Genomic DNA, 25,103 nt, shown 5'->3' on the forward strand with positions numbered 1-25,103 from the left:
TCCAGGGCACAAGGCCGCGGACAAGGCCTGCAGCTGGGGGAGCATTTAAATGGAAGCCACAATCGTTCTGATTCTATTCGGCTCCTTCCTGGGCCTCTTGGCCTTGGGGGCGCCGATCACCGTGTCGCTCGGCGTGGCAGGCCTGGTGTCCTTCCTCTATCTCGGGGAAAACCCCATCAAATTCGTGCAGATCGCCTTCACGTCGGTGGGCTCGTTCCCGCTGATGGCGTTGCCGGCCTTTATCCTCGCCGGTGCCCTAATGGAGGCGGCGGGTATTTCGCGGCGGCTGGTTAACGTCGCGGAAAGCTTTGCCGGACCCTTCACCGGCGGCATCTCGGCGGCGACGGTTTTCGGCTGCCTGTTCTTCGGCGCCATTTCCGGCTCCGGCCCGGCGACGACGGCCGCGGTCGGCATGCTGATGATCCCGGCGATGATCGATCGCGGCTACGACAGGGGCGTCGCCTCGGCGATCACCGCCTCCTCGGGCAGTCTCGGCATCATCATCCCGCCTTCGATCCCGATGGTGATCTTCGGTATCGCCGCGCTCGGCCTGCAGCCGCCGCCCGACGCGGTTGAGAAATTCGGCGTCTTCCAGACCGTCTCGATCCCCAAGCTCTTCATTGCCGGCGTGATCCCCGGGCTGGTGATTTCGCTCAGCCTGCTGATCATGAACTACATCATCTGCAAGCGGCGCGGCTACCGGGGCACCTCCGAGGGCTTCTCGGCCCGCAACATCCTCTGCTCGCTCTACAAGGCCTTCTGGGCGCTGATGGCGCCGTTGGTCATCCTGGGCGGTATCTATTCGGGCTTCTTCACGCCGACCGAGGCGGCGATCATCGCGATTTTCTATACCCTGGTGGTCGGTTTCTTCATTTACCGGGAGCTCGATTGGCGGGCTGTCATGCGCTCGCTCGAGACCACCACCTGGCTGACCGGGCGCGTGCTCCTGATCCTGTTCACGGCGACGGTGTTCGGCCGGCTGCTGGTGGAAAATCAGATCCCGGCGATCATCGCCGACGCGATGCTGAGCGCGACCGACAACATCTACCTGATCTGGGCCATGCTGATCGTATTCCTATTGTTCGTCGGCATGTTCATGGAGACGCTCGCCACGATCCTGATTCTGACGCCGGTGCTGTTGCCGATCGCCTACAACCTGGGCATCGACCCGATTCACTTCGGCGTCGTCCTGGTCTGCGCCCTGGGCATCGGCTTCCAGACTCCGCCGCTCGGCGACAACCTCTTCATCGCCTCGGGCATCGCCAAGATCTCGATCGAAGAAATTTCGATCAAGGCTCTGCCCTTCGCCGCGATCAACACGGTGGCGATCTTCATTATCGCCTTTTTCCCGGAAATCGTGCTCTGGCTGCCCCGTGTATTCGGCTATTGATCGCCGGATCCGCCGACGAGGATCAAAGGAATGCAACACGACATCAAGAACCTGCTCTACGCCACGGACCTGTCGCAGAACTCCCTCTACGCGTTCAGCTATGCGGCCTATCTGGCCAGATTGACCGGCGCCGATATCCACCTGCTGCATGTTCTCGAGCCGCTATCCGAGGATGCCACCTTTGCCGTCCAGGTCTATATCCAGGACGACACCAAACGGCACGACATGCTCGAACTCAGGGTCGAGCGGGCGCGCAAGGCTTTGGAGGACAGGCAGGAAAAGTTTTGGGCGGCCCAGACCGGCGACGATCGCAAGATTCGTGCTCAGATCAAGTCGGTCACAGTCTGCGAGTCTTTCCCCGCCGAGGAGATCCTCAAATCCGCCAAGGAGCACAATTGCGACCTGATCGTCATGGGCTCCCACGAGCGGGGAATGCTTCACACCTTTCTCGGTTCGGTGGCGAAGAGCGTGCTGCGCCGCGCCCAGGTCCCGACTCTGGTCGTGCCCCTGGGGGCTCTCGATTGACGAATTGTTCGCGCGGAGGACTGGAGATGATGAGATTAATCGCCGCGATACTGCTTTTGGCCGGTAGCCTTGCCGCGGAATCGGCCCTCGCGGCGATGCCCGACAAGGTCACCGTCGCCTACTTCCGCGAATGGCCGACCGCGAATCAGGTGGCTCAAGCCGAGAAGTGGTACGACGAGGAACTCGGGGTGGAGGTCGAATGGCGCGCCTTCCCGACCGGGGTGGCGATGGCCGAGGCCATGGTCGCCGGCGAAGTCGACATCTCCTACTCCATGGGTGTGGTGCCGTTCGCCCTCGCGGTGACCGCCGGCGCTCCGATCAGGGCGGTCGGCGTCGCGGTTTCCTATGCCGCCAACGACAACTGCGTCATCTACAAGAAGGAGGCCATCGACCGGGCCAATGCGCACGAACTCGAAGGCCGCAAGGTCGGCGTACCGCTCAACACGGTGACCCACTACAAGATGCTGCGCACTTTTGACATTCTCGGTGTGGACGTCGACAAGGTCGACGTAATCGATATGTCGCCGCAGGAAATCGGCGCCGCCTTCATTCGCGGCGACTTGGCGATGGGCTGCTCCTGGGGCGGGCCGCTGCGGCGGATGAAGGGCCACGGTTGGGAACTGCTGTCCGCCTACGAACAGGAACGCCTCGGCATCCGATCCTTCGACATCATCGCCGTTACCGACGACTTCGCCACCAACTATCCAGAGCTAGTGACGAAATTTCTGGCGGTGACCGACCGGTCGACCGAATACCTCGACGACAACCCGGAGGAGGCCCAGCCCTTGATCGCCGGAGCCGCCGGGCTGGACCTGAAGGAGTCGAACATCGTTCTGTCCTTGTTCGACTTTTTTCCGCGATCCGATCAGTTGACCGAGGTCTGGATGCTGGGCGGCGTGCAGACCTTCGTCAAAGAGGTTGCGGACTTCTTCCGGCAACAGGGCAAGATCGACAACGCACTCGACGATTACAACGCCAGCGTGGACGCCAGCTTTTACGAAAAGGTCCAGTAATCGGAACGCGATTGGTGTCCCGTTAGCTGGTTGCGACGGGATGAGATTCTCAGATGCGCCGTATTCCGGGCGAATTATGCTTGGCAAGCGGTTGTGGCTCACCAAACCAAGATCCCGCTCCACGCGCCTATTAGTCCGGGGCGGGCGGTGGGCCGAGGTCCGCGGACCTCTAGGGTACTGATGGTAGATTTGGTCTTGCGTATCGCCCCGGCCGGTTTGGCCGGGAGGGGCCTGGATACCGAATTGCTTCGGTTCGGCCACCGTTCGCGACCGATATTTTGAATGCCGATTGACGGCGCCGCCGCATCGGAGAAACGGAGAACGAAATGTCCAACACGCTGACCGCCGAGGATCTTGCCGCGACGTTCGATGCGTTCAATCGTCACGACGTTCAGGGTGTTATGAAGTGCTTCGCCGACGATTGCGTGTTCTACACCGTCGGCGGCCCCGAGGTTTGCGGCAATAGGATCGAGGGCGCGGCGGCGGTCGCCGAGGCGTTTGCCGCGGTGTGGACGGCAATGGCCGATGCCCATTGGGACCATCACAGCCATTACGTATGCGGCGACCGTGCAGTCTCAGAGTGGACCTTCATCGGCACCAATTCGGACGGCAAGCGGATCGAGACCGAGGGCGCCGATCTCTTCACCGTTCGGGACGGCCGCATCGTCGTGAAGCAGGCATTCCGCAAGGGCAGGCCTTTGCAAGGTTCTTGACCCGACATTGGTCGCGTCCGCTGGCGCGCATGAGGAATGGAAGATGCCTGATCAACTCAGACCGAAAAACTGGCCCAGGGCTAGCTACGATCCCCGTTACGATCCGCTGGTCGATGCCGGCCCGGGTCACAACCGGGACTACGCGCCGACCTACTGGATCGGCACCGCAGGCCCGGTGCCGGACGATGACGGCCCGATCCCCGGCGACGTCGATGTCGACGTGGTCGTCGTGGGCTCGGGCTATACCGGCCTATCCTGCGCCATTCATCTGGCCAAGGAACACGGCATCAAGGCCACCGTTCTTGAGGCCAATACCGTCGCTTGGGGCTGCTCCACGCGGAACGGGGGCCAGGCGCAAATATCGTCGGGACGGCTGAAGCGGTCGCAGTGGATCCAACGCTGGGGTGTCGACGTCGCCAAGAGGATGCACGCCGAGGTATGCGATGCGTTTGACCTATTCCGCGATTTGATCGGGTCCGGAGAGTTCGACTGTGATCCGCAGCCGGGGGGACATTACTACATCGCGCACAAACCGGGCGTGATGCCGAAGCTGGAGAAGGAATCGAAACTCCTCAACGAGGTGTTCGGCTATGGCTCGCGAATCATGGGCCGCGACGAGTTGCACGAGCATCACGTCAAGGACCAGGAGGCGGCCGGCGCCATGCACGAACCGGACGGCACCTGCATTCATGCCGCAAAACTCGCCTTCGGGTACCAGAACCTGGCCCGCAAGCTGGGCGCGAAGGTTCACCCCGCGAGCCCGGTCATGGGCTGGCAAATCAAGGACGGCGTTCATCATTTGACCACGCCCGGCGGTACGGTGCGGGCGCGCGCGGTCGCACTGGCGACCGCCGGTTATACGCCCCCGGGGCTGAGCAACAGGACCAAGAACCGTTTGATGCCGATCCTCTCGAATTCGATCGTCACCCGTCCGCTGAGCGACGAGGAGAAGGAGGTCTGCGGGTTCAAGACCTGTTCGCCGCTGACCGACACCCGCACGCTGCGCCATTACTATCGATTCCTGCCGGACGGCCGCGTGCAGATCGGCAGCCGCAGCGCGATCACCGGGCAAGACGCCGAAAACCCTAAGCATCTCGAACTGCTGCAGAAGGGGCTCTACCGCAAATTCCCGGCGCTGCAAGGGATCGACCTCGACTTTTCCTGGTGGGGCTGGGTCGATGTCAGCCATGACATGATGCCGCGCATCTTCCAGCCCGATCCCGACCAGTCGATCTACTACGCCATGGGATACGGCGGTAACGGCGTGATGTACTCGGCTCAGGCGGGCCGGCGCATGGCGCAGATGGTGGCCGGCAAAGGCCACGGGCTCGACCTGCCGATCTTTACTTCGCCGCTCCCGAGCCACGGCATCCTCACACCGTTCCGACGGCTGGGTCAGCGGGTCATGTACCACTGGTACTACCTCAACGACGAACTGTTTTGACCCGATCAAACCCAATTCTAGAATTAGGAGACGCAGACATGAAAATGACCACCGAAGAGGCCTTCATCAAAGTCCTCCAGATGCACGGGATCGAGCACGCCTTTGGCATTATCGGTTCGGCGATGATGCCGATCTCGGATCTGTTTCCAGCCGCCGGAATCACGTTTTGGGACTGCGCCCACGAGTGCAACGCCGGCATGAGCGCCGACGGCTACACCCGGGCGACTGGCAAGATGTGCATGGCGATCGCGCAGAACGGTCCCGGCATCACGAACTTCGTGACGCCGATCAAGACCGCTTACTGGAACCACACGCCGATGCTTCTGGTGACGCCCCAGGCGGCGAACAAGACCATCGGGCAGGGCGGCTTCCAGGAGATCAAGCAGATGGCGCTGTTCGAGGAAATGGTTTGCTATCAGGAGGAGGTGCGCGACCCCGCTCGCATCGCCGAGGTGCTGAACCGGGTGATCGAGAAAGCCTGGCGTGGTTGCGGTCCGGCTCAGATCAACGTGCCGCGCGACTACTGGACCCAGGTGATCGATATCGATTTGCCGCAGATCGTTCGCCTCGAGCGTCCGCGCGGCGGCGAGGAGGCGATTGCGGCGGCGGCCAGGCTCTTGTCGGAGGCGAAGTTCCCGGTGATCCTCAACGGTGCCGGTGTCGTCATCAGCGGTGCCATCGAGGCGTCCAAAAATCTGGCGGAACGGCTCGACGCGCCGGTCTGTTGCAACTACCAGCACAATGATGCCTTTCCGGGTTCGCATCCGCTGTCGGTTGGGCCGCTCGGCTATAACGGCTCGAAGGCGGCGATGGAGCTGATCTCCAAGGCCGACGTCGTGCTGGCCTTGGGCACACGGCTCAATCCGTTCTCGACCTTGCCGGGATACGGAATCAATTACTGGCCGACGGACGCCAAACTGATCCAGGTCGAAATCAATGCCGACCGGATCGGATTGACCAAGAAGGTCACCGAAGCCATCCAGGGCGACGCCAAGCGTGTCGCCGAGCAAATTCTCGAGCAGCTCTCGCCAACCGCAGGTGAAACCGACCGGCAGAAACGCAAGGATCTTGTCGCGGAAACCAAGTCGCGTTGGCTGCAAGAACTCTCGTCGATGGACCACGAGGGGGACGACCCGGGCATCACTTGGAACGAGCGAGCCCGCGAACGCGATCCCGACCGCATGAGCCCGCGTCAGGCGTGGCGTGCGATCCAGGCAGCGCTGCCCAAGGAAGCGATCATTTCGACCGATATCGGCAACAATTGCGCCATCGGCAACGCCTATCCGACCTTCGAAGAGGGACGCAAATACATGTCGCCGGGCCTGTTCGGGCCATGCGGCTATGGTTTTCCCGCGATCCTGGGCGCAAAGATCGGCTGCCCGGACGTGCCGTGCGTCGGCTTTGCCGGTGACGGCGCCTTCGGCATTTCGATGAACGAGATGACTGCCTGCGGGCGCAATGACTGGCCGCCAATCACCATGGTGATCTTCCGCAACTACCAGTGGGGTGCGGAGAAGCGCAACACGACCCTGTGGTACGACGATAATTTCGTCGGCACCGAGCTGAATGTCGGCGTCGAATACGCCAAGATTGCCGATGCTTGCGGGGTCAAGGGCGTGAAAGCCGACACCATGGATGGGCTGACCGAGGCGCTCAGGACGGCGATCAAGGAGCAAATGGAGGACGGCGTCACGACCTTCATCGAGGCCGTGCTCAACCAGGAGTTGGGCGATCCCTTCCGCCGCGACGCGATGAAGGCGCCGGTCCAGGTCGCCGGCATCGACCTCAGCGACATGAGGCCGCAACAGCCGAATTGAGCGACCGGTGCCATGGATGTGGAAGCGGGCGCAAGCGCCCGCCGTTCCATGGTCTCACGTGCCGAGCGCGGTTGAAGGTGATTGCGGCGGTCGGTACGGAGACTTCGCTGCCATGCCCTCGACGAGGCCCGACGGCGATTACCCCAACCTTCGCCGAAATGCTTTTTCATGGCCGTTTTCATCCTGGCTCGCGTCAGGGACCTCGGTCGATCGCAGAACCGCAACGGAGAACCCGTGCCATGTCAGACACCGCCGTCGTCGACTTTTCCGCCGAACCACTCGGCGTCACCGAACGCCGGCTCAGCGATCTGCCCGAGCGGGTGATCGCCGGCGACCCGCGCCACGTCACGCAGACCAGGTTCGAAAGCCCCGATGGCAATGTGATCGCGGGAACCTGGACCAGCACGCCTGGAAAATGGCGCGCGTTTACTGACCGCGATGAATTCTGCGTTATCCTCTCCGGTCACGCGCGTCTGATCGACGAGGCGGGTAGGGAGCAAAGTTTCAAGACCGGCGACGCCTTCCTTATCCCGAACGGATTCCGTGGCTATTGGGACGTGATCGAGACCACGACCAAGCATTTCGTCATCCGCCAGCACGCGCCGGCTTGACTGTGAGGGGAACCGGATGAAGCCGCTCGAAGACATCCTGGCCGCCGCGCGCGCGGCTCCGAAACGCATCGTCCTGGCGGAAGGCGAGGACCCGCGGATCGCCGAGGGGGCGGTGCGTGCGGTGCAGGACGGAATCGCCCACCCCGTTCTCATCGGCAGACCGTCGGTCGTCGGCGACAGGTTGTCGGCGATCGGCGCCAACCCGGCCGATTTCGAGATTGTCGATCCGGCGGCGGCGCCGGCGGTCGAGAACTACGCCGCCGCCTATCACGCGTTGCGCCGCCACAAGGGGGTCGATATCGATGCGGCGCGGGAGGCGGTTCGCAACCCGCTTGTCTTCGCCAATTTGATGGTGCGCGAGGGCGATGCCGACGGCAGCATCGGCGGCGCCGTCGCAACCACCTCCGAAACCGTGCGCGCCGCGCTTCAGATCATTGGCCGCGCGCCGGGCGTGACGACGGTCTCCAGCTTCTTTCTGATGATACTTTGCGAAGACCACCACCCCAAGAAAGGGGTTCTGGTGTTCGCGGATTGCGGGCTGATCGTCGAGCCCACGGTTGAAGAACTGGCACAGATCGCGATCTCCTCGGCCCACTCCTTCGACGCGCTGGTGCGCCAAACACCGCGCGTCGCCATGCTGTCCTTCTCGACCGGCGGGAGCGCGCAGCACGACCGTGTCTCGCGCGTGGTCGACGCCACGGCGATCGTCAAATCGACGCGGCCCGACCTCATCGTCGACGGCGAGATCCAATTCGACGCTGCCTTCGTGCATGCGGTCGGCGCCGCCAAGGCGCCGAACTCGACCCTCAAGGGTGACGCGAACGTGATGGTGTTCCCCACCCTCGACGCCGCCAATATCGGCTACAAAATCGCCCAGCGGATCGGCGGGGCGCAGGCGATCGGGCCCATCCTCCAGGGCCTTACCCATCCCGCCAACGACCTGTCGCGGGGCTGCAGTGTCGAGGACGTCTATCACCTGATCGCGGTCACCGGCGTCCAGGCGGCGGCTTGATGAAGGACCACGGAAGCCTACTTTAGTCGACGAGCGTTGGAGCCGACCGGCCGCGCCGTTGCGGCCCCGCCCAGCGGTGCGTTTTCAGGCCGTTTCCCGGTCATTATCAAGACGGAGCCCGCAATGAAGATCGTCGCCATTTCCGGAAGCCTGCGCGAGGCATCGTTCAACACTTCGTTGTTGAAGGCCGCCCAGCAACTGGCGCCAGACGATATGGATATCGACATCGAGGATATTTCCCAAATTCCGCCCTACAACGCCGACCTCCACGCCGACGGCTTCCCGGCACCGGTCCTGCGCCTGGCCGAGCGAATCCGCGAGGCGGATGCGGTGCTGATCGCGACGCCCGAGTACAATTATTCCATTCCCGGCGTGCTCAAGAATGCCATCGATTGGGTCAGCCGGACCGAGAACCAACCCTTCGACGGCAAGGCGATCGCGATCATGGGGGCGAGCATGGGCAATCTCGGCACCGCTCGGGCGCAGTACCATCTGCGCCAGGTCTTCGTGTTCTTGAACGGGTTGGTCATGAACCGGCCCGAGGTCTTCGTCGGTGCCGCCCATGACAAGCATGACGGCGACGGCAATCTCGTACACGAAGATACCCGGGCGTTCCTTGTCGGCTATTTGGAAGCGGTGAGGGATTGGGTGGAAAAGGTCCGCCGTCTGCACGGTTAGCCCGGATCGAATTCGGTCGATCGGGTCATCGGTATCGGATGTCCGCTCACGGCCGGCGCTCATCGGTCTCTGACCCTTCTGCATGGTGTTTCAGCGCGGTTCTGATAAAGCCGTTGACCGGCGTCGGGACGTCGAGTTCCCGGCCCATTCTTACGACCGCGCCGGCAAGCCATTCCAGCTCGAGGCGATTGCCGCGGATCAAATCCTGGGCCATCGATGAGGTCATGTCGTCGGGGAACCCGTCGACGACGGCGACCAGCCGTTCGACGATCCCGGCGCCGAGATCGGTGCCGCGCGCCGCTGCGACCGCCGCATTTTCCCGCATCAACTCGGTCAGCAGGGTGCGCGTATCGGGGTCCGACCGGAGCGATCCGATGGGCAGGCGGGTGAGGCTGGTAAGCGCGCTGAAGGCCGCCAGCAGCACGAACTTCTGCCAGATGGCCTTGACGATGTCGTCGGCCAGGGTGCTATCCACCCCGGCGCCTACCAACGCATCGAGAAGCCGCTCGGCGCGCGCCGTGCGGGCGTTGTCGAGTTCGCCGAAATCGACCCCCGCCATCTCGCCGGTGTGTCGAATGACGCCCGGCGCCGCGATGACCGCGGCGATCCGCGCCACCCCTCCCATGACGTGGTCGGGGCCGAGGATCGCACACAGCGTCTCCTCCGGGTCGATGCCGTTCTGCAGCGAAATGACGGCCGTTTCGGGGCCGATCAAGGGCCTGATCGCTTCGCCGGCACGTTCCGTGTCCCACAGCTTGACGCTGAACAGAACATAGTCGACGGGGCCGATCTCGGCGGGGTCTTCGGTCGCCTTGGCAGGGTGAATGTGGAGGTCGCCAAGCCGGCTCTCGACCTTGAGGCCGCCGCCGCGGATCGCCTCCAGATGCAATCCTCGGGCGATGAACGTGACGTCTTCACCATTGGCGGCGAGTCGGGCGCCAAAATAGCCGCCGACGCCGCCGGACCCCATAATCGCAATCTTCACCTAGCCGCCTCCGCCGTCCTTGGGGCCGATGATAGCCGCCGGCGGGGCCGAACGGTAGCGCGCTGCCCGATGATTTCGAACCTCAGGCGGCAGACGGCTGCTTGTCAGCGCCCGGCCAGGTAGGTCATGGCGAGGTCGCGGTCGGTGTCGTCGTCGAGCATGTCGTCGATCGCCGGCAACAGGCCCATCTCCTCTTTTTGGATGTGCGACATCAGGCGTTCGACGAGTTCCCCGCCGAGGCGGTGGAACTCCTGCCAGCCGTCCGGCGTGAAGCCGTCCTTGGTGGCGGCCGCGGCCAACTCGGCCACGCGCTCGCCGAGCGGCAGGATGGTGCGATGCTCGTCGGTCAGGAAATCGCCGATATCGCCATCGCCGAATTCGGCGAGGCGGGGAAACATCTCTGCCTCCTCGAATGCGAAATGATGGGAGACCTCGCTGCCGATGGCGGCCGAGAGCTCGTTCAGCGTCGGCCCGATGCCCGCCTCGTCGCGCGACGGCGCCTTGCGCGGCCCGCTTCGCGCCAACAGATCGTCGAGTTTGTTGAGCAGGGTCAAGCTGGCGACGTGCTCGTCGTGGAGTATGCGGGTGATCTGATGGGTCGGTTCCATGGGCCGTATCCGTAGTCGTTCGGCCCGAGCTTAGGTCCCGCAGTGGACCCCGTATTTGACCGCCATCAAGATCCGGCCTCGCGGACCGCGTTTCGGGTGCCGCCGCGCAACCGCATGAAGAGGAGCAGCGCGAACAGGGCGAACGCGAGGGCGCCGCACAGTCCGAGCAGGGCGCCGGCGAGGACCAGCGTGACGCTGTCGATGGCAATGCCCGCGGTGACCAGAACCAGCGCCCCGAGGTGGCAGGCGGCGTGAACCTTCAACGGAATTTCCGCCGTCAATTCGGATACCAGGGGTGCCTTGCCGCCGCGCCGCGACCCATGCATCGATGCGAGAAAGGGAAGGATTCTCTGCAGTACGCCGAGCAGAAAGGTCAGCAACCAGCCGAAGATCAAGACGAAGCCGAACAAGGCGGGCCCGCGCGGTCCGGCCGAATCGAGCACATTTGCGGCACCGAGCAGGAGGCTCAACGGCAGCAGGGCCCAGGCGACGCGGATCAGAAAGAACGAGAGCCCGAGCCGCTTGCGCATGCGCGTCGCCAGAACTTGGCTCATGGTCAGGAGATGGAGGACGACCGCCGCCAACGCGACGGCCGAAGCGATCAGGACGAGGTTCTCGAAGCCGAAGACCAACCCGCCAGTGGCCAGCAGCAAGGCCAATACGGCGGCGCAAAATCCCGACCAGCTCAAGCGCGGGGAGGGCGCCGGGGAGAGGGCGAACATCGGCATCAGAACATGGCTGAAGCCAAGCGCCAGCATGCCCATGAAGCCGTAAGCGGCGACCACCACATGGGCGTGGGCGAGGGCCAGCCGGTCGCCGAGGAAACCCCGGTCGGAATCCAAGATCAGAACCATGCCGAGCACGGCCGCAACGATCAGCGATACCGCCGCGGCCCAGCCATAACCGGTGACAACGGGAAGCGACTTCGCCCGCCGCAGGTTATCGGCGAACACGACCACGAACACCGCCAGGGCGAGCACGATAGCCGTGCCGCCAATGACGAGCGGCGTCGGTGCGGCGGCCGCCATGCCGTGGCTCATCAAAGCGACCCCCGGCACCATCAGCCAAAAAATCAGCCGTGGCGGCCACAGCGCCGGCAGCGATTGGCGTGTGGCGACGGGCAGCAGCTGCAGCGCGGCGCCGGTCGCCGTCATGACTAGGACGCCCAGGGTGATCAGGTGCAACGACGACAGCGGCGCGCCCAATCCGCCGACGAAACCAGCCACGTCGGGCGCCGCCGCGACCAGCGCGGCCCAGCCGGCGACGTGGAAGACGACGGCGGCAGCGAAGAAGCTGAACGGGATCGAGGCCGGCAGCAACCGGCTCCGTGCGCCGCCGAGAAAAGTCGCCGCCAGGGTCATGCAGTGGCCCGCGACAGGCGGAGGCGCACCTCGCCGGACGGGGCGGCCAGATGTTCATGATCCCAACCGCGCTCGGCGAGTTCGGGGTAGAGCATGATTGGATCGCGGTCGTGGTGGACGATGACCGGGCCGCCGGTCTCAGGCTCCTCGATCAATTCGATAATCGCGAGCAAGGGTTGCGGCGGGTCGAGCCCACGAACGTCGATGTGAACGGTGCCTTCCGCTTCCCAGACCCGTGCGCCGTGTCCCATTGGCCCCTCCGCGTCGCGGTCTCCCGACCTTTTTCGCGTCTTCGCGATGTCGGTGTCGGACCGCGCCTGGCGTCGTCGCGGTGCCCTAGGCGGCTAATTTCTGGCCCATATCGCGCCAGATCGTCGTCAGCGCCGCGAGCAGCCGCTCCATGTCGTCGTCGCCGTGCAAGGGTGAGGGCGTGAGGCGAAGCCGTTCGGTCCCCCGCGGCACCGTCGGATAGTTGATCGGCTGGACATAGATGCGCCAGTCCGCCAGCAGGCGGTCGGTGATCGCCTTGCACAGCACGGGATCGCCGACGAGGACCGGCACGATATGACTCGCCGATTCCATGACCGGCAGGCCGGCCCGCTTGAGGCGCCGTTTCAGCGTCGCGGCGCGTTCCTGATGCGCCCGCCGTTCGGCGGTGCTGGATTTCAGGTGGCGAACGCTGGCCAGCGCACCGGCCGCTACCGCAGGCGGCAGGGCGGTGGTGAAGATGAACCCCGAGGCGAAGCTGCGAACGAAATCGACGACGGCGGCGGATGCCGCGATGTAGCCGCCGAGGACCCCGAACGCCTTGGCGAGTGTCCCCTCGACGACCGTCAGCCGGCCAGTCAGCCCGTCGCGTTCGGCGATGCCGCCGCCGCGCGGCCCGTAGAGGCCGACCGCGTGGACCTCGTCGAGATAGGTCATCGCGTTGTGGGCGTCCGCGACATCGCAGATTTCCGCGATCGGGGCCACATCGCCATCCATGGAATAGACCGATTCGAAGGCGACGATCTTCGCCCGATCACGGTCGATTCTCGCCAGCCGGCGGTCGAGATCATCGGGGTCGCTATGCTTGAAAATTTGTTTCTCGGCGCGACTGTGGCGAATTCCTTCGATCATCGAAGCGTGGTTGAGTTCATCGGAAAGCACGACACAATCGGGAAGCCCGGAAGCCAAAGTGGCCAACGACGCCATGTTGGAGACATAGCCCGAGGTGAACAGCAGCGCTGCCTCGGTGCGGTGCAGGTCGGCCAATTCGCGTTCGAGCAGGACGTGGTAATGATTGGTGCCGGAGATGTTTCGCGTTCCACCGGCGCCGGCGCCGCAGCGGTCGAGCGCTTCGTGCATCGCGGCCAGGACGGCGGCGTGCTGGCCCATGCCGAGATAGTCGTTGGAGCACCACACCGTCACGTCGCCGGCCTCGCCGGGACCACGGCAGGCGGCCTTGGGAAAGGCCCCCGCGCACCGTTCGAGATCGGCGAATACGCGGTAGCGGCCTTCGTCACGGAGGCCCTCGATGCGCGTCGTAAAGAAATCCTGGTAATCCATCGCGTGTTCTCTCTGCCGCTGCCAACACGGCTGCTGTCGGGCCGTGGAATGGGCCAAATGCTATGGGCCGCACCGATGGCGAACATTGATCTCCGTCAATCCGATGAAGAGAGTATCTTGGTCATACTGGTCTCGGATCAACGGTATCGGTCCGGCGACCGTCCGACCCGCTCCAATATTAGGCAGTCGAGACTATGGAATTTCTATTCTTCATCGTCGTCGCCATCGGGCTCTATTTCCTTTCCGATTGGGTCCTGCGCCGAATCGAAACCTATATCGGACGGCAGTTCGAATATCGAACGATCTATTTCTTTGTCATCCTCTTCGTCTCCGCGCTGATCGCCTTCGACGTCATCAGCCGTCTGCTTGCCGATTGAAAATCGTCCGGTCGACGGAAGTTGGCCATGGATTGACCCAGATCAAGGACGGCGATCCCACCCGCCCCTTTACTTGTCGGCACGATGCGGTGCGCCGTCCGCGGCGCATGATTTTCCGCACACCGGAAGCGACAAAGGGGAATTCCCGATGAGCGACACCGATAACACGACGGACGGGGACGACGGTCCGGTGCCGATGATGCAGCGGATTCTCGACAATCCCTTTCTCCTGCTTTTCCTCGGCGTGACCATCCCGACGGTGTTCTATATCATTTGGGGGGTGATGGAGGTCGCCAACATCCCCCTGGCCAAGTAACGGAGGGCGCGAAATGGCGATTAGCCCTCCGGAAAGACGGCTTTGGTGGAAAGAGCCGATCGGCCGCGCCGAGGTGATCTGGATTGCGGTCGCCTTCGTCTGGGGCCTGGTGATGTTCTCGGCGATGATCTATTGGCACATCGTCGGCGAGCAGAATCTATCGAACGAGGCCTACCGCGTGGACCCCGAGGTCTTCGCCGCCAGGGCCGAGGAATTGGCGGACAAATACAAAGTCCGCGAGGACGAGGTCACCGGTTACCCGATCGTTCACCCGCCGCCCGGCAGCGACATCTATTTGATCGCTCGGCTGTGGGAGTGGTGGCCGATCTTCGAGCTCGAAGAGGGACAGAACTACCGTCTTCACCTGTCATCCCTGGACTGGCAGCACGGCTTCTCCCTGCAGCCCGAGAACATCAACATCCAGGTCCATCCGAACTACGATCTGGTGCTCACCGTGACGCCGTCCGAGGCGGGCGAATACAGCATCGTGTGCAACGAATTTTGCGGCATCGGCCACCACATCATGGTCGGCAAGCTGCTTGTCGTCGAATAGAGCGAGCGGGAAAATGGCCAAAGCACCGACCTTTCGTACCTGTCCCGATACCGGCCTCAAGATCCATTCGCAAGCCGAGGCACTGATCAAGGCCAATGCGGTTGTGGCCGTGGTTTACCTGCTTGTCGGCGGGTTGCTCGGTCTCGGTGTCGCGTTGACCCGGTGGCCGGCGGTCCATCTTCTGGATGCGGAGACGTTCTATGCCGTCTTGACCGCGCACGGCATCGACGTGCTGCTGTTCTGGATCATCTTCTTCGAGATGGCGATCCTCTACTTCGCGTCGGCCATACTGCTGAACAGCCGGCTCGCCGCGCCGTGGTTGGCCTGGGTCGGCTTCGCGATGATGCTGGTCGGCTCCGTGATCGTCAATTATGCGGTCCTGCAGGGCGAATCGAGCGTCATGTTCACGTCCTATGTGCCGATGCAGGCGGCTCCCGAATTCTATCTCGGCATCATCCTGTTCGCGGTCGGGGCGCTGATCGGCTGCATGGTATTCTTCGCAACGCTGGTCGTGGCGAAGGAAGAGAAGACCTATGAGGGTTCAGTCCCTCTGGTCACGTTCGGCGCGGTGGTGGCCGCGATCATCGCCGTCTTCACCATTGCCTCGGGTGCGATCATCCTCATCCCAACGTTCCTGTGGTCGGTCGGCATCATCAGCGAGATCGATTCCGTCGTCTATAAGATCGTGTGGTGGGGAATGGGGCATGCTTCGCAGCAGATCAATGTCTCCGCCCATGTCGCCGTATGGTACCTGATCGCCGCCATCGTCCTGGGCGCACGGCCGATCTCGGAGAAGGTCAGCCGATTCGCGTTCCTACTGTACATCCTGTTTCTGCAACTGGCCTCGGCGCACCACCTTCTCGCCGAGCCGGGCATCAGCTCGGAGTACAAGGTGTTCAACACCAGCTACGCGCTCTACCTGGCGGTGCTGGGCAGCATGATCCACGGCATGAGCATCCCCGGCGCGGTCGAGGCGGCGCAGCGCGCCAAGGGCTTCACCCACGGTATCTTCCAGTGGTTGCGGCGGGCGCCGTGGGGTAATCCGGCGTTCTCCGGCATGGCCCTGTCGCTTGTCATGTTCGGGTTCCTCGGCGGCATTTCCGGGGTCATCCTTGGCACCGAGCAGATCAATCTCATCATGCACAACACGCTCTATGTGCCGGGGCATTTCCATGCCACGGTAGTGGCCGGGACGACGCTCGCCTTCATGGCGGTCACCTACCTGGTGGTGCCGCTGATCTTCCGCCGCGAGCTGATTTGGCCCGGCTTGCTCAAATGGCAGCCCTACATCTTCGCCGTCGGCGTCGCCGGGATCTCGGTGTTCATGATGGGGGCCGGGACCCTCGGCGTGGCGCGGCGCCACTGGGACATCACCTTCAGCGACTCGATATTCAGCTTCGACTATCCGCCGGCGGCGTTCCTGATGATGGGTCTGAACGGGATTTCCGCGATTCTGGCCGCCCTCGGCGGGGTGATATTCATCCTCGTCGTCGTCGGCTCGATCCTGTTCGGCAAACGCCGCGAAGAAGCGGCGGCGCGCGAGGCGCCGATGCTGACCCCGGCGGCGATGACCTATGGCACGGCGGGCACCTGGCACCTGCCGGGGACCTATATCCTGGTCGGCGTCTTCTTCACCGCCTTCGTCCTCTACTACTTCATCAATTGGAAGTTCCTTTCCGAAGTGTGGCCTCTGAGCTAGCTGGGAACCAGGATGGGAAGCCTATTGAGAGAGGTGGGGTCGGTCTTCAAACTGCGGATCGGCCTCGCCATCACTTTCAGCGCGATGGCCGGGCTCGCCGTGACACCGGGCGATCTGCCGCCGGCCTGGAAGATCGCCGTGCTCGCACTCGCCGTCCTGCTGTCGTCGGCTGCCGCGGGAGCCTTCAACCAGTATGTCGAGCGCGACCTCGACGCGCGCATGGAACGGACCCGCAGGCGCCCCTTTGTCACCGGCGCCTTCCGTGTCGGTGCCTTATGGCCGACGATCATTCTCTTGGTGCTCGCGGTCGCCGTCGCGATGGCGGTTTGGGCGCTGAATGTCTTCGTCGCCCTCTATTTATTCCTCGGCGCCTTCTTCTACGGTGTCGTCTATACGGTCTGGCTCAAACAACGCAGCAGCCTCAATATCGTACTCGGCGGGCTGTCGGGAAGCTTTGCGGTGCTTGCCGGCGCGGCCGCGGTGAACCCCGATTTGGCGCCGGCGCCGGTCATTCTCGCGATTGTCCTGTTCCTGTGGACACCACCCCATTTCTGGAGCCTGGCCACGGTTCTCCATCGGCAATATGCGGAAGCCGGGGTGCCGATGCTGCCGGTGGTGATCGGCGATGCCGCGGCGGCACGGGTGACGCTCTATCACACTGTCGCATTGGTCACGCTGTCGTTGGTTCCGTTCTATTTCGGGCTCGGTTGGATCTATTTGGCCGGCGCCGTTCTTGGCGGCGTCTATTTCGTGACCAAAAGCATAGCCTTGGTCCGCGATCCTGGCCCCGCCGCGGCGGCCTCGAATTTCCGCGCCTCGCTCATCCAGCTGTCGTTGCTGCAACTCGGCGCCGTCGTGGACCGGCTCGCTCTCGGCTAGGCGGCTGGGACCCCGGCGATGCGCATTGTAGCGGCCGCGGCCCTGATCGTGGCGTCGTGGATCACCGCCGCGGTCGCCGATGCCAGGGATCAAGCACCTTCAATCTTCGATCGCGATGCCGCGATCTCCTACAGCCAAGCGGCCATCGGCCGATCCTTGAGCGACTATGCCTTTCTCGATCGGGACCGCAAGCCGAGAAGGCTAGCCGACTTTCGCGGTAAGCCCCTGGTCGTCAACATGGTCTATACCGGGTGTATCTATTCGTGCCCCGTCGTCGTCCAGTCGCTCTATGATGCCATCGATGTCGCCGGCGAGGCGATCGGCAACGACGCGTTCCGAGTCGTCACCATCGGGTTCGATGCTCAGACGGACACGCCGGAACGGATGCGGGCCTATGCCGACAGCCACGGAATCGATGCAGCGAACTGGGAGTTTCTCAGCACCGATGCCGATACCGCGCGGCAGTTGGCGGACGAGTTGGGATTCGTGTTCGCGGAATCGCCGGTCGGATTCGAGCATATCGCGCAGACTTCCGTGGTCGACACCGACGGCCGCGTCTACCAGCACGTCTATGGCGCGAATTTCGAACCGCCGGCGCTTGTCGAACCACTCAAGGCCCTGTTTCTATCCCAGCCGACCGCGCGACCGTCCATCGAAAGCCTGGTTGAGCGGATCCGCCTATTCTGCACCAACTATGACCCGTCAAGCGGCCGTTATCAGTTTGACTACTCGATCTTTTTCATGCTGGTAATCGGTGGCGCGAGCCTACTTGGCATGCTCGCCGTCGCGGCGCGGGCCGGTTGGCGAACGTATCGGGCTCCGCTGCCGCCCCATCGAAAGGCATAAACGATGGCTGCAGGTCGCACATCCCGGTCGTTCAGACAGGCTGGATGGAGTCGGTGATTCTTGTCCAGACACCGCTCCGCGCCGGATTTGAGGTTGCGGAACGACTGCTCGACCGTTTCTTCGGGGCGGCGTGGAACCCGTTATACAACTTGGGGGCGCTGGGCTTTTTCTATTTCTGGATCGTCGTGGTCAGCGGCATTTACGTCTATATCTTCTTCGACACCGGCACCACCCGGGCCTACGATTCGCTCGAGTACCTGACCCGCGACCAATGGTATCTCGGCGGGGTCATGCGCAGCCTCCACCGATACGCGTCCGACGGCCTGATTTTGATGATGGCCGTACATATGTTGCGCGAATTCTCATTGGACCGCTATCGAGGGACACGCTGGTTTACCTGGTTTACCGGCGTGCCGATCTTCTGGCTCGTCGTTATCTCGGGTATCACCGGCTATTGGCTGGTGTGGGACAAACTCGCCCAGTACGTCGCCATCGCGACGACCGAGCTGTTCGACGTGCTACCGATCTTCGGCGAGCCAATCGCCCGCAACTTTCTCACTCCGCTTAGCCTCGACAGCCGGTTCTTCACGCTGATGATGTTCATGCACATCGCGGTGCCGCTGACATTGCTGCTCATTCTCTGGATACATCTGCAACGCGTGAGCCGCCCGAGAATAAACCCGCCACGCGGGCTCGCCGTCGGAACCTTCGCGATGTTACTCGTGTTGTCGTTCGTCCACCCGGCGGTGAGCCAAGCGCCGGCCGATCTCTCCGTGATTCCGGCGACGATCGGGCTAGATTGGTTCTACCTTTTCGGCTATCCGCTGATCGACATGTGGTCGGGGTGGGCGGTCTGGGCGTTCGCCATTACGGTGTCGTTGATGTTGGCAATATTGCCGTGGATGCCGCCGATGCGGCGCGCCTCGGCCGCGGTCGTGCATCTAGAGAGTTGCAACGGTTGCAGCCGGTGCGAGGCCGATTGTCCGTTCAATGCCATCACCATGGTGCCGCGCTCGGATGGTCTCGCGTTTGAGGAAGAAGCCGTCGTCAACCCGGCGCTTTGCGTCGGCTGCGGCATCTGTGCCGGCGCCTGTCCAACCGCCATGCCCTTCCGTCGCCGAGGCGAGCTGATCCCTGGAATCGAGCTCGCGGAACGTCCAGTCGCCGGACTTCGGCGCGAAGTGGAAGCCGCTGCCGAAGGATTGAGCGGCGATCACCGCGTTCTGGTGGTCGGCTGCGACCACGGCGTCGCGATCGGTGGCCTCAGGCTGGCAAACGTCGCCGCCGTCCGCCTGCCGTGCATCGGGGCGCTGCCGCCGTCCTTCATCGATTTCGTGCTCACCCGCGATCTGTTCGATGGCGTTCTGTTGGCCGGCTGCGCAGATGGCGAATGCTACAACCGCTTCGGAATAAGTTGGACCAAGCAGCGAATCGCCCGCCAGCGGGACCCCTATCTTCGCGGCCGGGTCGCGCGTGACCGGATCGGGTTCTGCTGGGCGGCGCCGAGGGAGGAGAAGAAATTGGCGCGTGAAGCCAAGAACTTCGCGGATAACCTGCCGACGGAATCCGGACCGCTGAACAAACCGGGGACCACGAGCCCGCCGCCGCGAGAGGCGACCATCGATGCCTAAGATCCTTCGATATGCCGGTCAGGCCGCCGTCTATCTGCTGATCGCCGTTTTGTTTGGCTATTTTTCATCGGCGCCGTCTTATGTCCATTTCGATCCCGAGGCGGCGATGGTGAAGATCAGCTTCGCCCATGGCGCGAAGACGAAGGGCGAATGCCACCGCCGCACCGCCGACGAAATCGCCGAGCTTGCACCGAACATGCGCCGACCCTTCGACTGCCCGCGCGAACGCCTGCCTGTGGTCATCGAGATCGAGCTCGATGGCGAATTGATGCTGAGCGAGACATTGCCGCCGACCGGACTGTCCGGCGACGGGCCGTCGCGGTTGTATCGAACGCTTGCCGTCGCGCCCGGCGCGCATCATGTGGTCGCCAGGTTGCGCGACAGCGACCGGGCCGACGGGTTCGACTACGAGCGCGAAGTGACAATAGAACTCGACCCGCGGCAAATTTTCGTGATCGATTTCAAGTCCAGTGCCGGCGGGTTCGTCTTCATATGAAAGATGGCGTACGAGGCGGAATGAAAGCGGCGTATTTGAATGGCAATTGATGCGATGGTGCTGATCGAGTGGAGGGATGAGTTCAAGACGGGGATCGCCGCCGTCGACTATGAGCACGAATCCATGATCGGGCTGCTCAACGACCTCTACGCGGGCCTCGGGACGGAGGCATCAGCCGAGGAAATCGAAGACTTTCTCGGCGAGGTTTATGCGCGGATTCAGGCCCACTTCGCGCTCGAGGAAAAGATGATGCGCGCAGCGGGCTATGACCAGTACGCCGATCACAAATCCGACCACGACCACCTTCTCGATGAGATTCGCGACATCATGGACCGCCACCACGATGGCGGCTACGAGAACTACGACGAAGATCTGGCGAGCCAGCTAAAGAGCTGGTTTGTCGATCATTTCCGCTACCGCGACTCCCGGCTCCACAAGGTCCTCGGCTAAGTCGGCAAATCCACGACGTCAATCGCCGGCGGCGGCCAGGCGCTGGCTGAGTTTGCGTTGGCGGAGCAGGGGTGGGCATACCTCTTCGTCGTAGTAGTAGGCTTGGCAGTGCAGGCAGTGGATGCATTCGGCGGGATTGATCGCGCCGCGCGGCTGGATCGCCTGAACCGGGCAGGTCACCGCGCATTGCTGACATGGATTGCCGCATTCGGAACGGCGCCGGAGCCAACGGAACATATGCAGGCGGGCGGGAAGCGCCAGCGCGGCGCCGAGCGGGCATAGGTAACGGCAGAAGACCCGCGGGACGAATAGGCCGGCGCCGAGGATCGTCACCGCATACAGCACGAACGGCCAGTTCCGGTCGAATTTGAGGATGATCGCCGTCTTGAAGGGCTCGATCTCGGCGGCGCTTTGGGCCAGCGGAGTGGCACCCAGCGATAAGCCGAAGATGACCAGGAAGATCACGTATTTGAGCGCGACCAGCCGTTCGTGAACCGCCGCCGGAATTTGCAATTGAGGAACCTTGAGCCAAGCCGCCAGCCGGTTGGTCAACTCTTGTAGGGCTCCAAACGGGCACAGCCAGCCGCAGAACACGCCGCGCGCCCAGAACAACATGGTCACGGCGACAAGACCCCACAGGATAAATATCAGCGGTTCGAGCAGGAAGGTATCCCAGGTAAAGCCGGTCCGCACCGCTTCGAGAAAGGTCAGGACGTTGAGCACCGACAATTGCGCGCCCATGATCCAACCGAGCCAGACCAGGGTGAAAACGAGAAACCCGACGCGAAACCAAGTGTACAACCGCTGCCTACGGACGACCCAGTCCTGGAACAGCAGCGCCAGCAACAATACGGTCAGGGCGACCGCCAGGACCGCGATCTCGGTCTGCCGGCCCGACCACAAGACCTGCCACAGCGGAGCGCTGTCAGCAAAGTCCGGCGGCACGTCCGACCGCCGGTAGCGGTCGGGAAGCGAATACGCGCCGGCAAAGACCGCACGGATATCGGTTTCACTGGGTTCGCCGGCGGGAACCAAGAGCTCCAGGCGCCACGGCATTCCGGGGTCGAACCCGCGCCCGCCCTCGACACGGAACAGAGCGAGGTCACGAAGTACGGGCGCGCCTCCGACAGCGAGATCGGCGATGCGCCGGTAGTCCTCGCGGTGCAGGGGGAAGCTGCGGTCGCCCTGGACGATCTGGACCCGGTCGAAGACCCCGCTGCGGATGTAAGCCGTTCCCTTGAACGACATCGCGCCGCTGCCGCCGACAAATATCAGGTGGTCGCCGGCGGCGAGATCCGCCGTTTCGCGGTTGTACGCCTTTTGGCCGAGCAGGTTTTGACCGACGCGGGCCGGTGTGGCGAGGCCGAACGCGATTTCGATGAGCGCCGTTTCCGCCGGCGGGGCCGTCACCCCCTCAGGGAATAGGCGGCCGCCCTGCTCGGCGAGCCGCTTCTGCGCCTCGCCAACGGAAACCCGGAGTGGGACCAGGGAACCGTCCGCGAAGAGGGCGTCCCAGTCCGCGGCACTGTACTCTTCGAGCACCAGGCCTTGCGCGCCCAAGAGGCCGCGGCTCATCGCGACAGCGCGCGCGGCGCGGAGGATCGTGTCGTTGATGACGATCGAGGAAACGGTGGCGCCGGTGACGGCGTCGATGGCAGGTGCCGTCGCCCCACTTACCTCGATCACCGACACCGGCGATCGAATGTCGAGGCCGATATATTGCTCGACGAAGGCGGTGAGATCGGCGTCGGAAACGCCGATTACCAGGATCGGCTCGTGGTGTTCCAGGATGCGAACGCCGCGGATGATGCCGTCGGTATCGACTGCGACGAGGATGTCCATCGGTTTGCCCGAAAACCCCTTCGACCGAACGACGTTCTGCGTCGACAGAATATACCCGGCAACCTCGCCGTCCGGCCGGGTGACCTTGCGGGTCGGCGGGCTGCCGTCGCTGGGCCCGACCCATGCGGCCCCGGGGAACGCGCTCTCGAGCCAGGCGGCGTCGATTTCCGCATCGGCCGCCGCGCGCCCCGGTGCGATGTCGACGACGAGCAGAATCACGGCGACGAAAAGACCGCGCAATAGGGTCATCCCCCACTGACCGAAATCGGGGCCGGCCTTCGCCCATTTCGCCGCCAAATTACGCAATGCCAACCACACATCTTTACTGCCTCGACGGCGGGCATTCTGACGATCGGTTCAGGCGCGCACTTTGACATAGCTCAAGCGTCCGGCCCGAGTCCATCGGCCGGGGATCAGCGCCAGCGGCCGGGCGATTGACGCAGATCAAGGACGTTTCGAGGGCCGCATCATAGGGTCCTGCGACCTAGCTTGGAGGGAGTACGATGAGAAAGCAGTTGTGGATGCGTGCTGCGCCATTGGCCGGCGTTGTCGCGATGGCGATGGTGATTGCGGATCCGAGTTTGGCGCAAGCGCCAAAACCGGAGGACATCGAGAAACACGACACCTCGCCGGGTGGGCAGTACCAGCCCTCGCTCGATGTGCTTGAAGGCGAAGCGATGGAGCAGGCCGGCGCCAAGCCGGGCGTTCCGACCCTGACCGACGAAGAATTCAATATCGCCAAGACGATCTACTTCCAGCGTTGCGCCGGCTGTCATGGCGTGTTGCGCAACGGCGCCACTGGCAAGGCGCTGACCACCGATATCACTCGGGAACTCGGCGACGAATACCTCAAGGCTTACATCACCTATGGCTCTCCGGCCGGCATGCCGAACTGGGGAACGTCGGGCGACATGACCGAGGAAGAGATCGACATCATGACGCGGTATCTCCTCAACGAGCCGCCGCAGCCGCCGGAATTCGGCCTGCCCGAGGTCACGGCGTCTTGGGTCGTTCATGTGCCCGTCGACCAGCGTCCGACGAAAAAAATGAACGATCTCGATATCGACAACATTTTCTCCGTGACCCTGCGCGACAGCGGTGAGGTGGCGTTGATCGACGGCGGCAGCAAGGAGATCGTCGAGATCCTACCATCGGGTTACGCGGTCCATATCTCGCGGATGTCCGCCTCCGGGCGTTACATCTATACGATCGGCCGCGACGCCAAGATCACCATGGTCGACATGTGGATGGATCCGCCGACGACGGTCGCCGAAATCAAGGTCGGCCTCGAAGCGCGGTCCGTCGAGACCTCGAAATACAAGGGCTTCGAAGATAAGTACGCGATCGCCGGGTCCTACTGGCCGCCGCAATACGTAATCATGGACGGCCTCACCCTCGAACCGCTCAAGATCGTCTCGACCCGAGGCATGATTTACGATACCCAAGAATTCCATCCCGAGCCACGTGTCGCCGCCATCGTCGCCTCACATTTCCACCCGGAATTCATCGTCAATATTAAGGAGACCGGCCACATCCTGATGGTCAACTACGAGGACATCAAGAACCTCAAGGTGACCGCGATCGAGGCCGAGCGCTTCCTTCACGACGGCGGTTTCGATTCGACCGGACGGTATTTCATCGTCGCCGCCAACGCGCGCGGCAAGGTCGCGGTGGTCGACACCAAAGAGAACAAGCTGGTCGCCTTGATCGAGACCCAGGGCGGCACGCCCCATCCCGGTCGCGGCGCCAACTTCGTGGTTCCCGGAATCGGGCCGGTGTGGGCGACCAGCCACCTTGGCGACGAGGTCATTTCTTTGATCGGCACCGATCCCGAGGGCCATCCCGACCAGGCTTGGAAAGTGGCGAAGATGCTCGAGGGCCAAGGCGGCGGTTCGTTGTTCATCAAGACCCATCCGAACTCGAAAAACCTGTGGGTCGATACGCCGCTGAATCCGGAGCCCGAGATCGCGTCCTCCGTCGCCGTCTTCGACATCGAGAATCTGGATGCCGGCTATGAGGTAATCCCCGTCGCCGAGTGGTCCGGTATCGCCGAAGGCGTGCGCCGCGTCGTCCAGGGCGAATACAACAAGGACGGCTCGGAGATCTGGTTCTCGGTGTGGAACAGCAAGGATGAACCCTCCGCGATCGTCGTCATCGATGACAAGACGCGCAAGCTCAAGAAGGTCATCGACGACCCACGGATCATCACGCCGACCGGAAAGTTCAACGTCTACAACACCAGGAAAGACGTCTACTAGAGAATCGGGGCGGGCCTTCGGGCCTGCCCCTCTTCCCCGGTACTGCTGTTG

General features: G+C 63.1%; 24 protein-coding genes. 18 read left to right on the plus strand and 6 right to left on the minus strand.

What is annotated here, in order from left to right; translation table 11 throughout:
• Nucleotides 1-49 precede the first annotated feature (49 nt).
• The 9 genes from GY791_14485 (at nt 50) to GY791_14525 (ending at nt 9,203) form a co-directional block, all read left to right on the plus strand.
• Nucleotides 50-1,390 carry a TRAP transporter large permease gene (locus tag GY791_14485; GenBank protein ID MCP4329630.1) on the plus strand — a complete coding sequence of 447 codons (1,341 nt, stop codon included), beginning with the start codon at nt 50-52 and terminating at the stop codon, nt 1,388-1,390.
• A 30-nt stretch (nt 1,391-1,420) separates the two neighbouring features.
• Nucleotides 1,421-1,915 carry a universal stress protein gene (locus GY791_14490; GenBank protein ID MCP4329631.1) on the plus strand — a complete coding sequence of 165 codons (495 nt, stop codon included), beginning with the start codon at nt 1,421-1,423 and terminating at the stop codon, nt 1,913-1,915.
• Nucleotides 1,916-1,941: 26 nt separating this feature from the next.
• Nucleotides 1,942-2,928, plus strand: coding sequence for an ABC transporter substrate-binding protein (locus tag GY791_14495; GenBank protein MCP4329632.1), 987 nt, complete (start codon nt 1,942-1,944; stop codon nt 2,926-2,928).
• A gap of 326 nt (nt 2,929-3,254) precedes the next feature.
• Nucleotides 3,255-3,641 (plus strand): nuclear transport factor 2 family protein, encoded by a 387-nt coding sequence (locus tag GY791_14500; GenBank protein MCP4329633.1) that lies wholly within the window; start codon nt 3,255-3,257, stop codon nt 3,639-3,641.
• A gap of 43 nt (nt 3,642-3,684) precedes the next feature.
• Entirely contained in the window at nt 3,685-5,085 is a 1,401-nt protein-coding gene (locus GY791_14505) for an FAD-binding oxidoreductase (GenBank protein ID MCP4329634.1), read from the plus strand.
• Between the two features lie 38 nt (nt 5,086-5,123).
• Nucleotides 5,124-6,902: a sulfoacetaldehyde acetyltransferase gene (xsc, locus tag GY791_14510; protein MCP4329635.1), complete on the plus strand. Its 1,779-nt coding sequence runs from the start codon at nt 5,124-5,126 to the stop codon at nt 6,900-6,902.
• A 239-nt stretch (nt 6,903-7,141) separates the two neighbouring features.
• A complete protein-coding gene (locus GY791_14515; GenBank protein ID MCP4329636.1) occupies nt 7,142-7,513 on the plus strand; it encodes a cupin domain-containing protein in 372 nt (123 codons plus the stop codon).
• Between the two features lie 16 nt (nt 7,514-7,529).
• Nucleotides 7,530-8,525 (plus strand): phosphate acetyltransferase, encoded by a 996-nt coding sequence (gene pta, locus GY791_14520; protein MCP4329637.1) that lies wholly within the window; start codon nt 7,530-7,532, stop codon nt 8,523-8,525.
• 123 nt (nt 8,526-8,648) lie between these two features.
• Nucleotides 8,649-9,203, plus strand: coding sequence for an NAD(P)H-dependent oxidoreductase (locus GY791_14525; protein MCP4329638.1), 555 nt, complete (start codon nt 8,649-8,651; stop codon nt 9,201-9,203).
• 46 nt (nt 9,204-9,249) lie between these two features.
• Here the strand turns inward: GY791_14525 and GY791_14530 are convergent, their stop codons facing one another.
• The 5 genes from GY791_14530 to hemA form a co-directional block, all read right to left on the minus strand.
• Nucleotides 9,250-10,173 (minus strand): 2-dehydropantoate 2-reductase, encoded by a 924-nt coding sequence (locus GY791_14530; protein ID MCP4329639.1) that lies wholly within the window; start codon nt 10,171-10,173, stop codon nt 9,250-9,252.
• Nucleotides 10,174-10,292: 119 nt separating this feature from the next.
• The gene (locus GY791_14535; GenBank protein ID MCP4329640.1) at nt 10,293-10,796 is read right to left on the minus strand and encodes a hemerythrin domain-containing protein; all 504 of its coding nucleotides are present in this window, start codon (nt 10,794-10,796) and stop codon (nt 10,293-10,295) included.
• A 65-nt stretch (nt 10,797-10,861) separates the two neighbouring features.
• Nucleotides 10,862-12,157 carry a hypothetical protein gene (locus GY791_14540; GenBank protein ID MCP4329641.1) on the minus strand — a complete coding sequence of 432 codons (1,296 nt, stop codon included), beginning with the start codon at nt 12,155-12,157 and terminating at the stop codon, nt 10,862-10,864.
• Entirely contained in the window at nt 12,154-12,408 is a 255-nt protein-coding gene (locus tag GY791_14545) for a DUF2249 domain-containing protein (GenBank protein ID MCP4329642.1), read from the minus strand. The genes GY791_14540 and GY791_14545 overlap by 4 nt, the downstream gene beginning before the upstream one ends.
• An 85-nt stretch (nt 12,409-12,493) precedes the next feature.
• A complete protein-coding gene (hemA, locus tag GY791_14550; GenBank protein ID MCP4329643.1) occupies nt 12,494-13,705 on the minus strand; it encodes a 5-aminolevulinate synthase in 1,212 nt (403 codons plus the stop codon).
• 194 nt (nt 13,706-13,899) lie between these two features.
• Between hemA and GY791_14555 the strand changes: the two genes are divergently transcribed.
• From GY791_14555 to GY791_14590, 8 genes are all read left to right on the plus strand, one after another.
• A complete protein-coding gene (locus tag GY791_14555) occupies nt 13,900-14,082 on the plus strand; it encodes a hypothetical protein (protein ID MCP4329644.1) in 183 nt (60 codons plus the stop codon).
• Nucleotides 14,083-14,411: 329 nt separating this feature from the next.
• Nucleotides 14,412-14,951, plus strand: coding sequence for a cytochrome c oxidase subunit II (locus tag GY791_14560; GenBank protein ID MCP4329645.1), 540 nt, complete (start codon nt 14,412-14,414; stop codon nt 14,949-14,951).
• A 13-nt stretch (nt 14,952-14,964) separates the two neighbouring features.
• Nucleotides 14,965-16,650 (plus strand): cytochrome c oxidase subunit I, encoded by a 1,686-nt coding sequence (locus GY791_14565; protein MCP4329646.1) that lies wholly within the window; start codon nt 14,965-14,967, stop codon nt 16,648-16,650.
• A 12-nt stretch (nt 16,651-16,662) separates the two neighbouring features.
• Nucleotides 16,663-17,529, plus strand: coding sequence for a protoheme IX farnesyltransferase (gene cyoE / locus GY791_14570; protein MCP4329647.1), 867 nt, complete (start codon nt 16,663-16,665; stop codon nt 17,527-17,529).
• Nucleotides 17,530-17,547: 18 nt separating this feature from the next.
• A complete protein-coding gene (locus GY791_14575; GenBank protein ID MCP4329648.1) occupies nt 17,548-18,375 on the plus strand; it encodes an SCO family protein in 828 nt (275 codons plus the stop codon).
• A gap of 53 nt (nt 18,376-18,428) precedes the next feature.
• Entirely contained in the window at nt 18,429-20,006 is a 1,578-nt protein-coding gene (locus GY791_14580; GenBank protein MCP4329649.1) for a hydrogenase iron-sulfur subunit, read from the plus strand.
• Nucleotides 19,999-20,502 carry a hypothetical protein gene (locus tag GY791_14585; GenBank protein MCP4329650.1) on the plus strand — a complete coding sequence of 168 codons (504 nt, stop codon included), beginning with the start codon at nt 19,999-20,001 and terminating at the stop codon, nt 20,500-20,502. The genes GY791_14580 and GY791_14585 overlap by 8 nt, the downstream gene beginning before the upstream one ends.
• A gap of 39 nt (nt 20,503-20,541) precedes the next feature.
• Nucleotides 20,542-20,952 carry a bacteriohemerythrin gene (locus GY791_14590; GenBank protein ID MCP4329651.1) on the plus strand — a complete coding sequence of 137 codons (411 nt, stop codon included), beginning with the start codon at nt 20,542-20,544 and terminating at the stop codon, nt 20,950-20,952.
• Nucleotides 20,953-20,970: 18 nt separating this feature from the next.
• Here GY791_14590 and GY791_14595 read toward each other — a convergent pair whose 3' ends face one another.
• Nucleotides 20,971-23,106 carry a regulatory protein NosR gene (locus GY791_14595; GenBank protein ID MCP4329652.1) on the minus strand — a complete coding sequence of 712 codons (2,136 nt, stop codon included), beginning with the start codon at nt 23,104-23,106 and terminating at the stop codon, nt 20,971-20,973.
• A 209-nt stretch (nt 23,107-23,315) separates the two neighbouring features.
• Here GY791_14595 and GY791_14600 point away from each other — a divergent pair, with 209 nt between their 5' ends.
• Nucleotides 23,316-25,052: a nitrite reductase gene (locus tag GY791_14600; GenBank protein MCP4329653.1), complete on the plus strand. Its 1,737-nt coding sequence runs from the start codon at nt 23,316-23,318 to the stop codon at nt 25,050-25,052.
• The last annotated feature ends 51 nt before the right edge of the window (nt 25,053-25,103 follow it).

Source organism: Alphaproteobacteria bacterium (assembly GCA_024244705.1).
In the GTDB taxonomy this organism is placed as follows: Bacteria; Pseudomonadota; Alphaproteobacteria; order JAAEOK01; family JAAEOK01; genus JAAEOK01.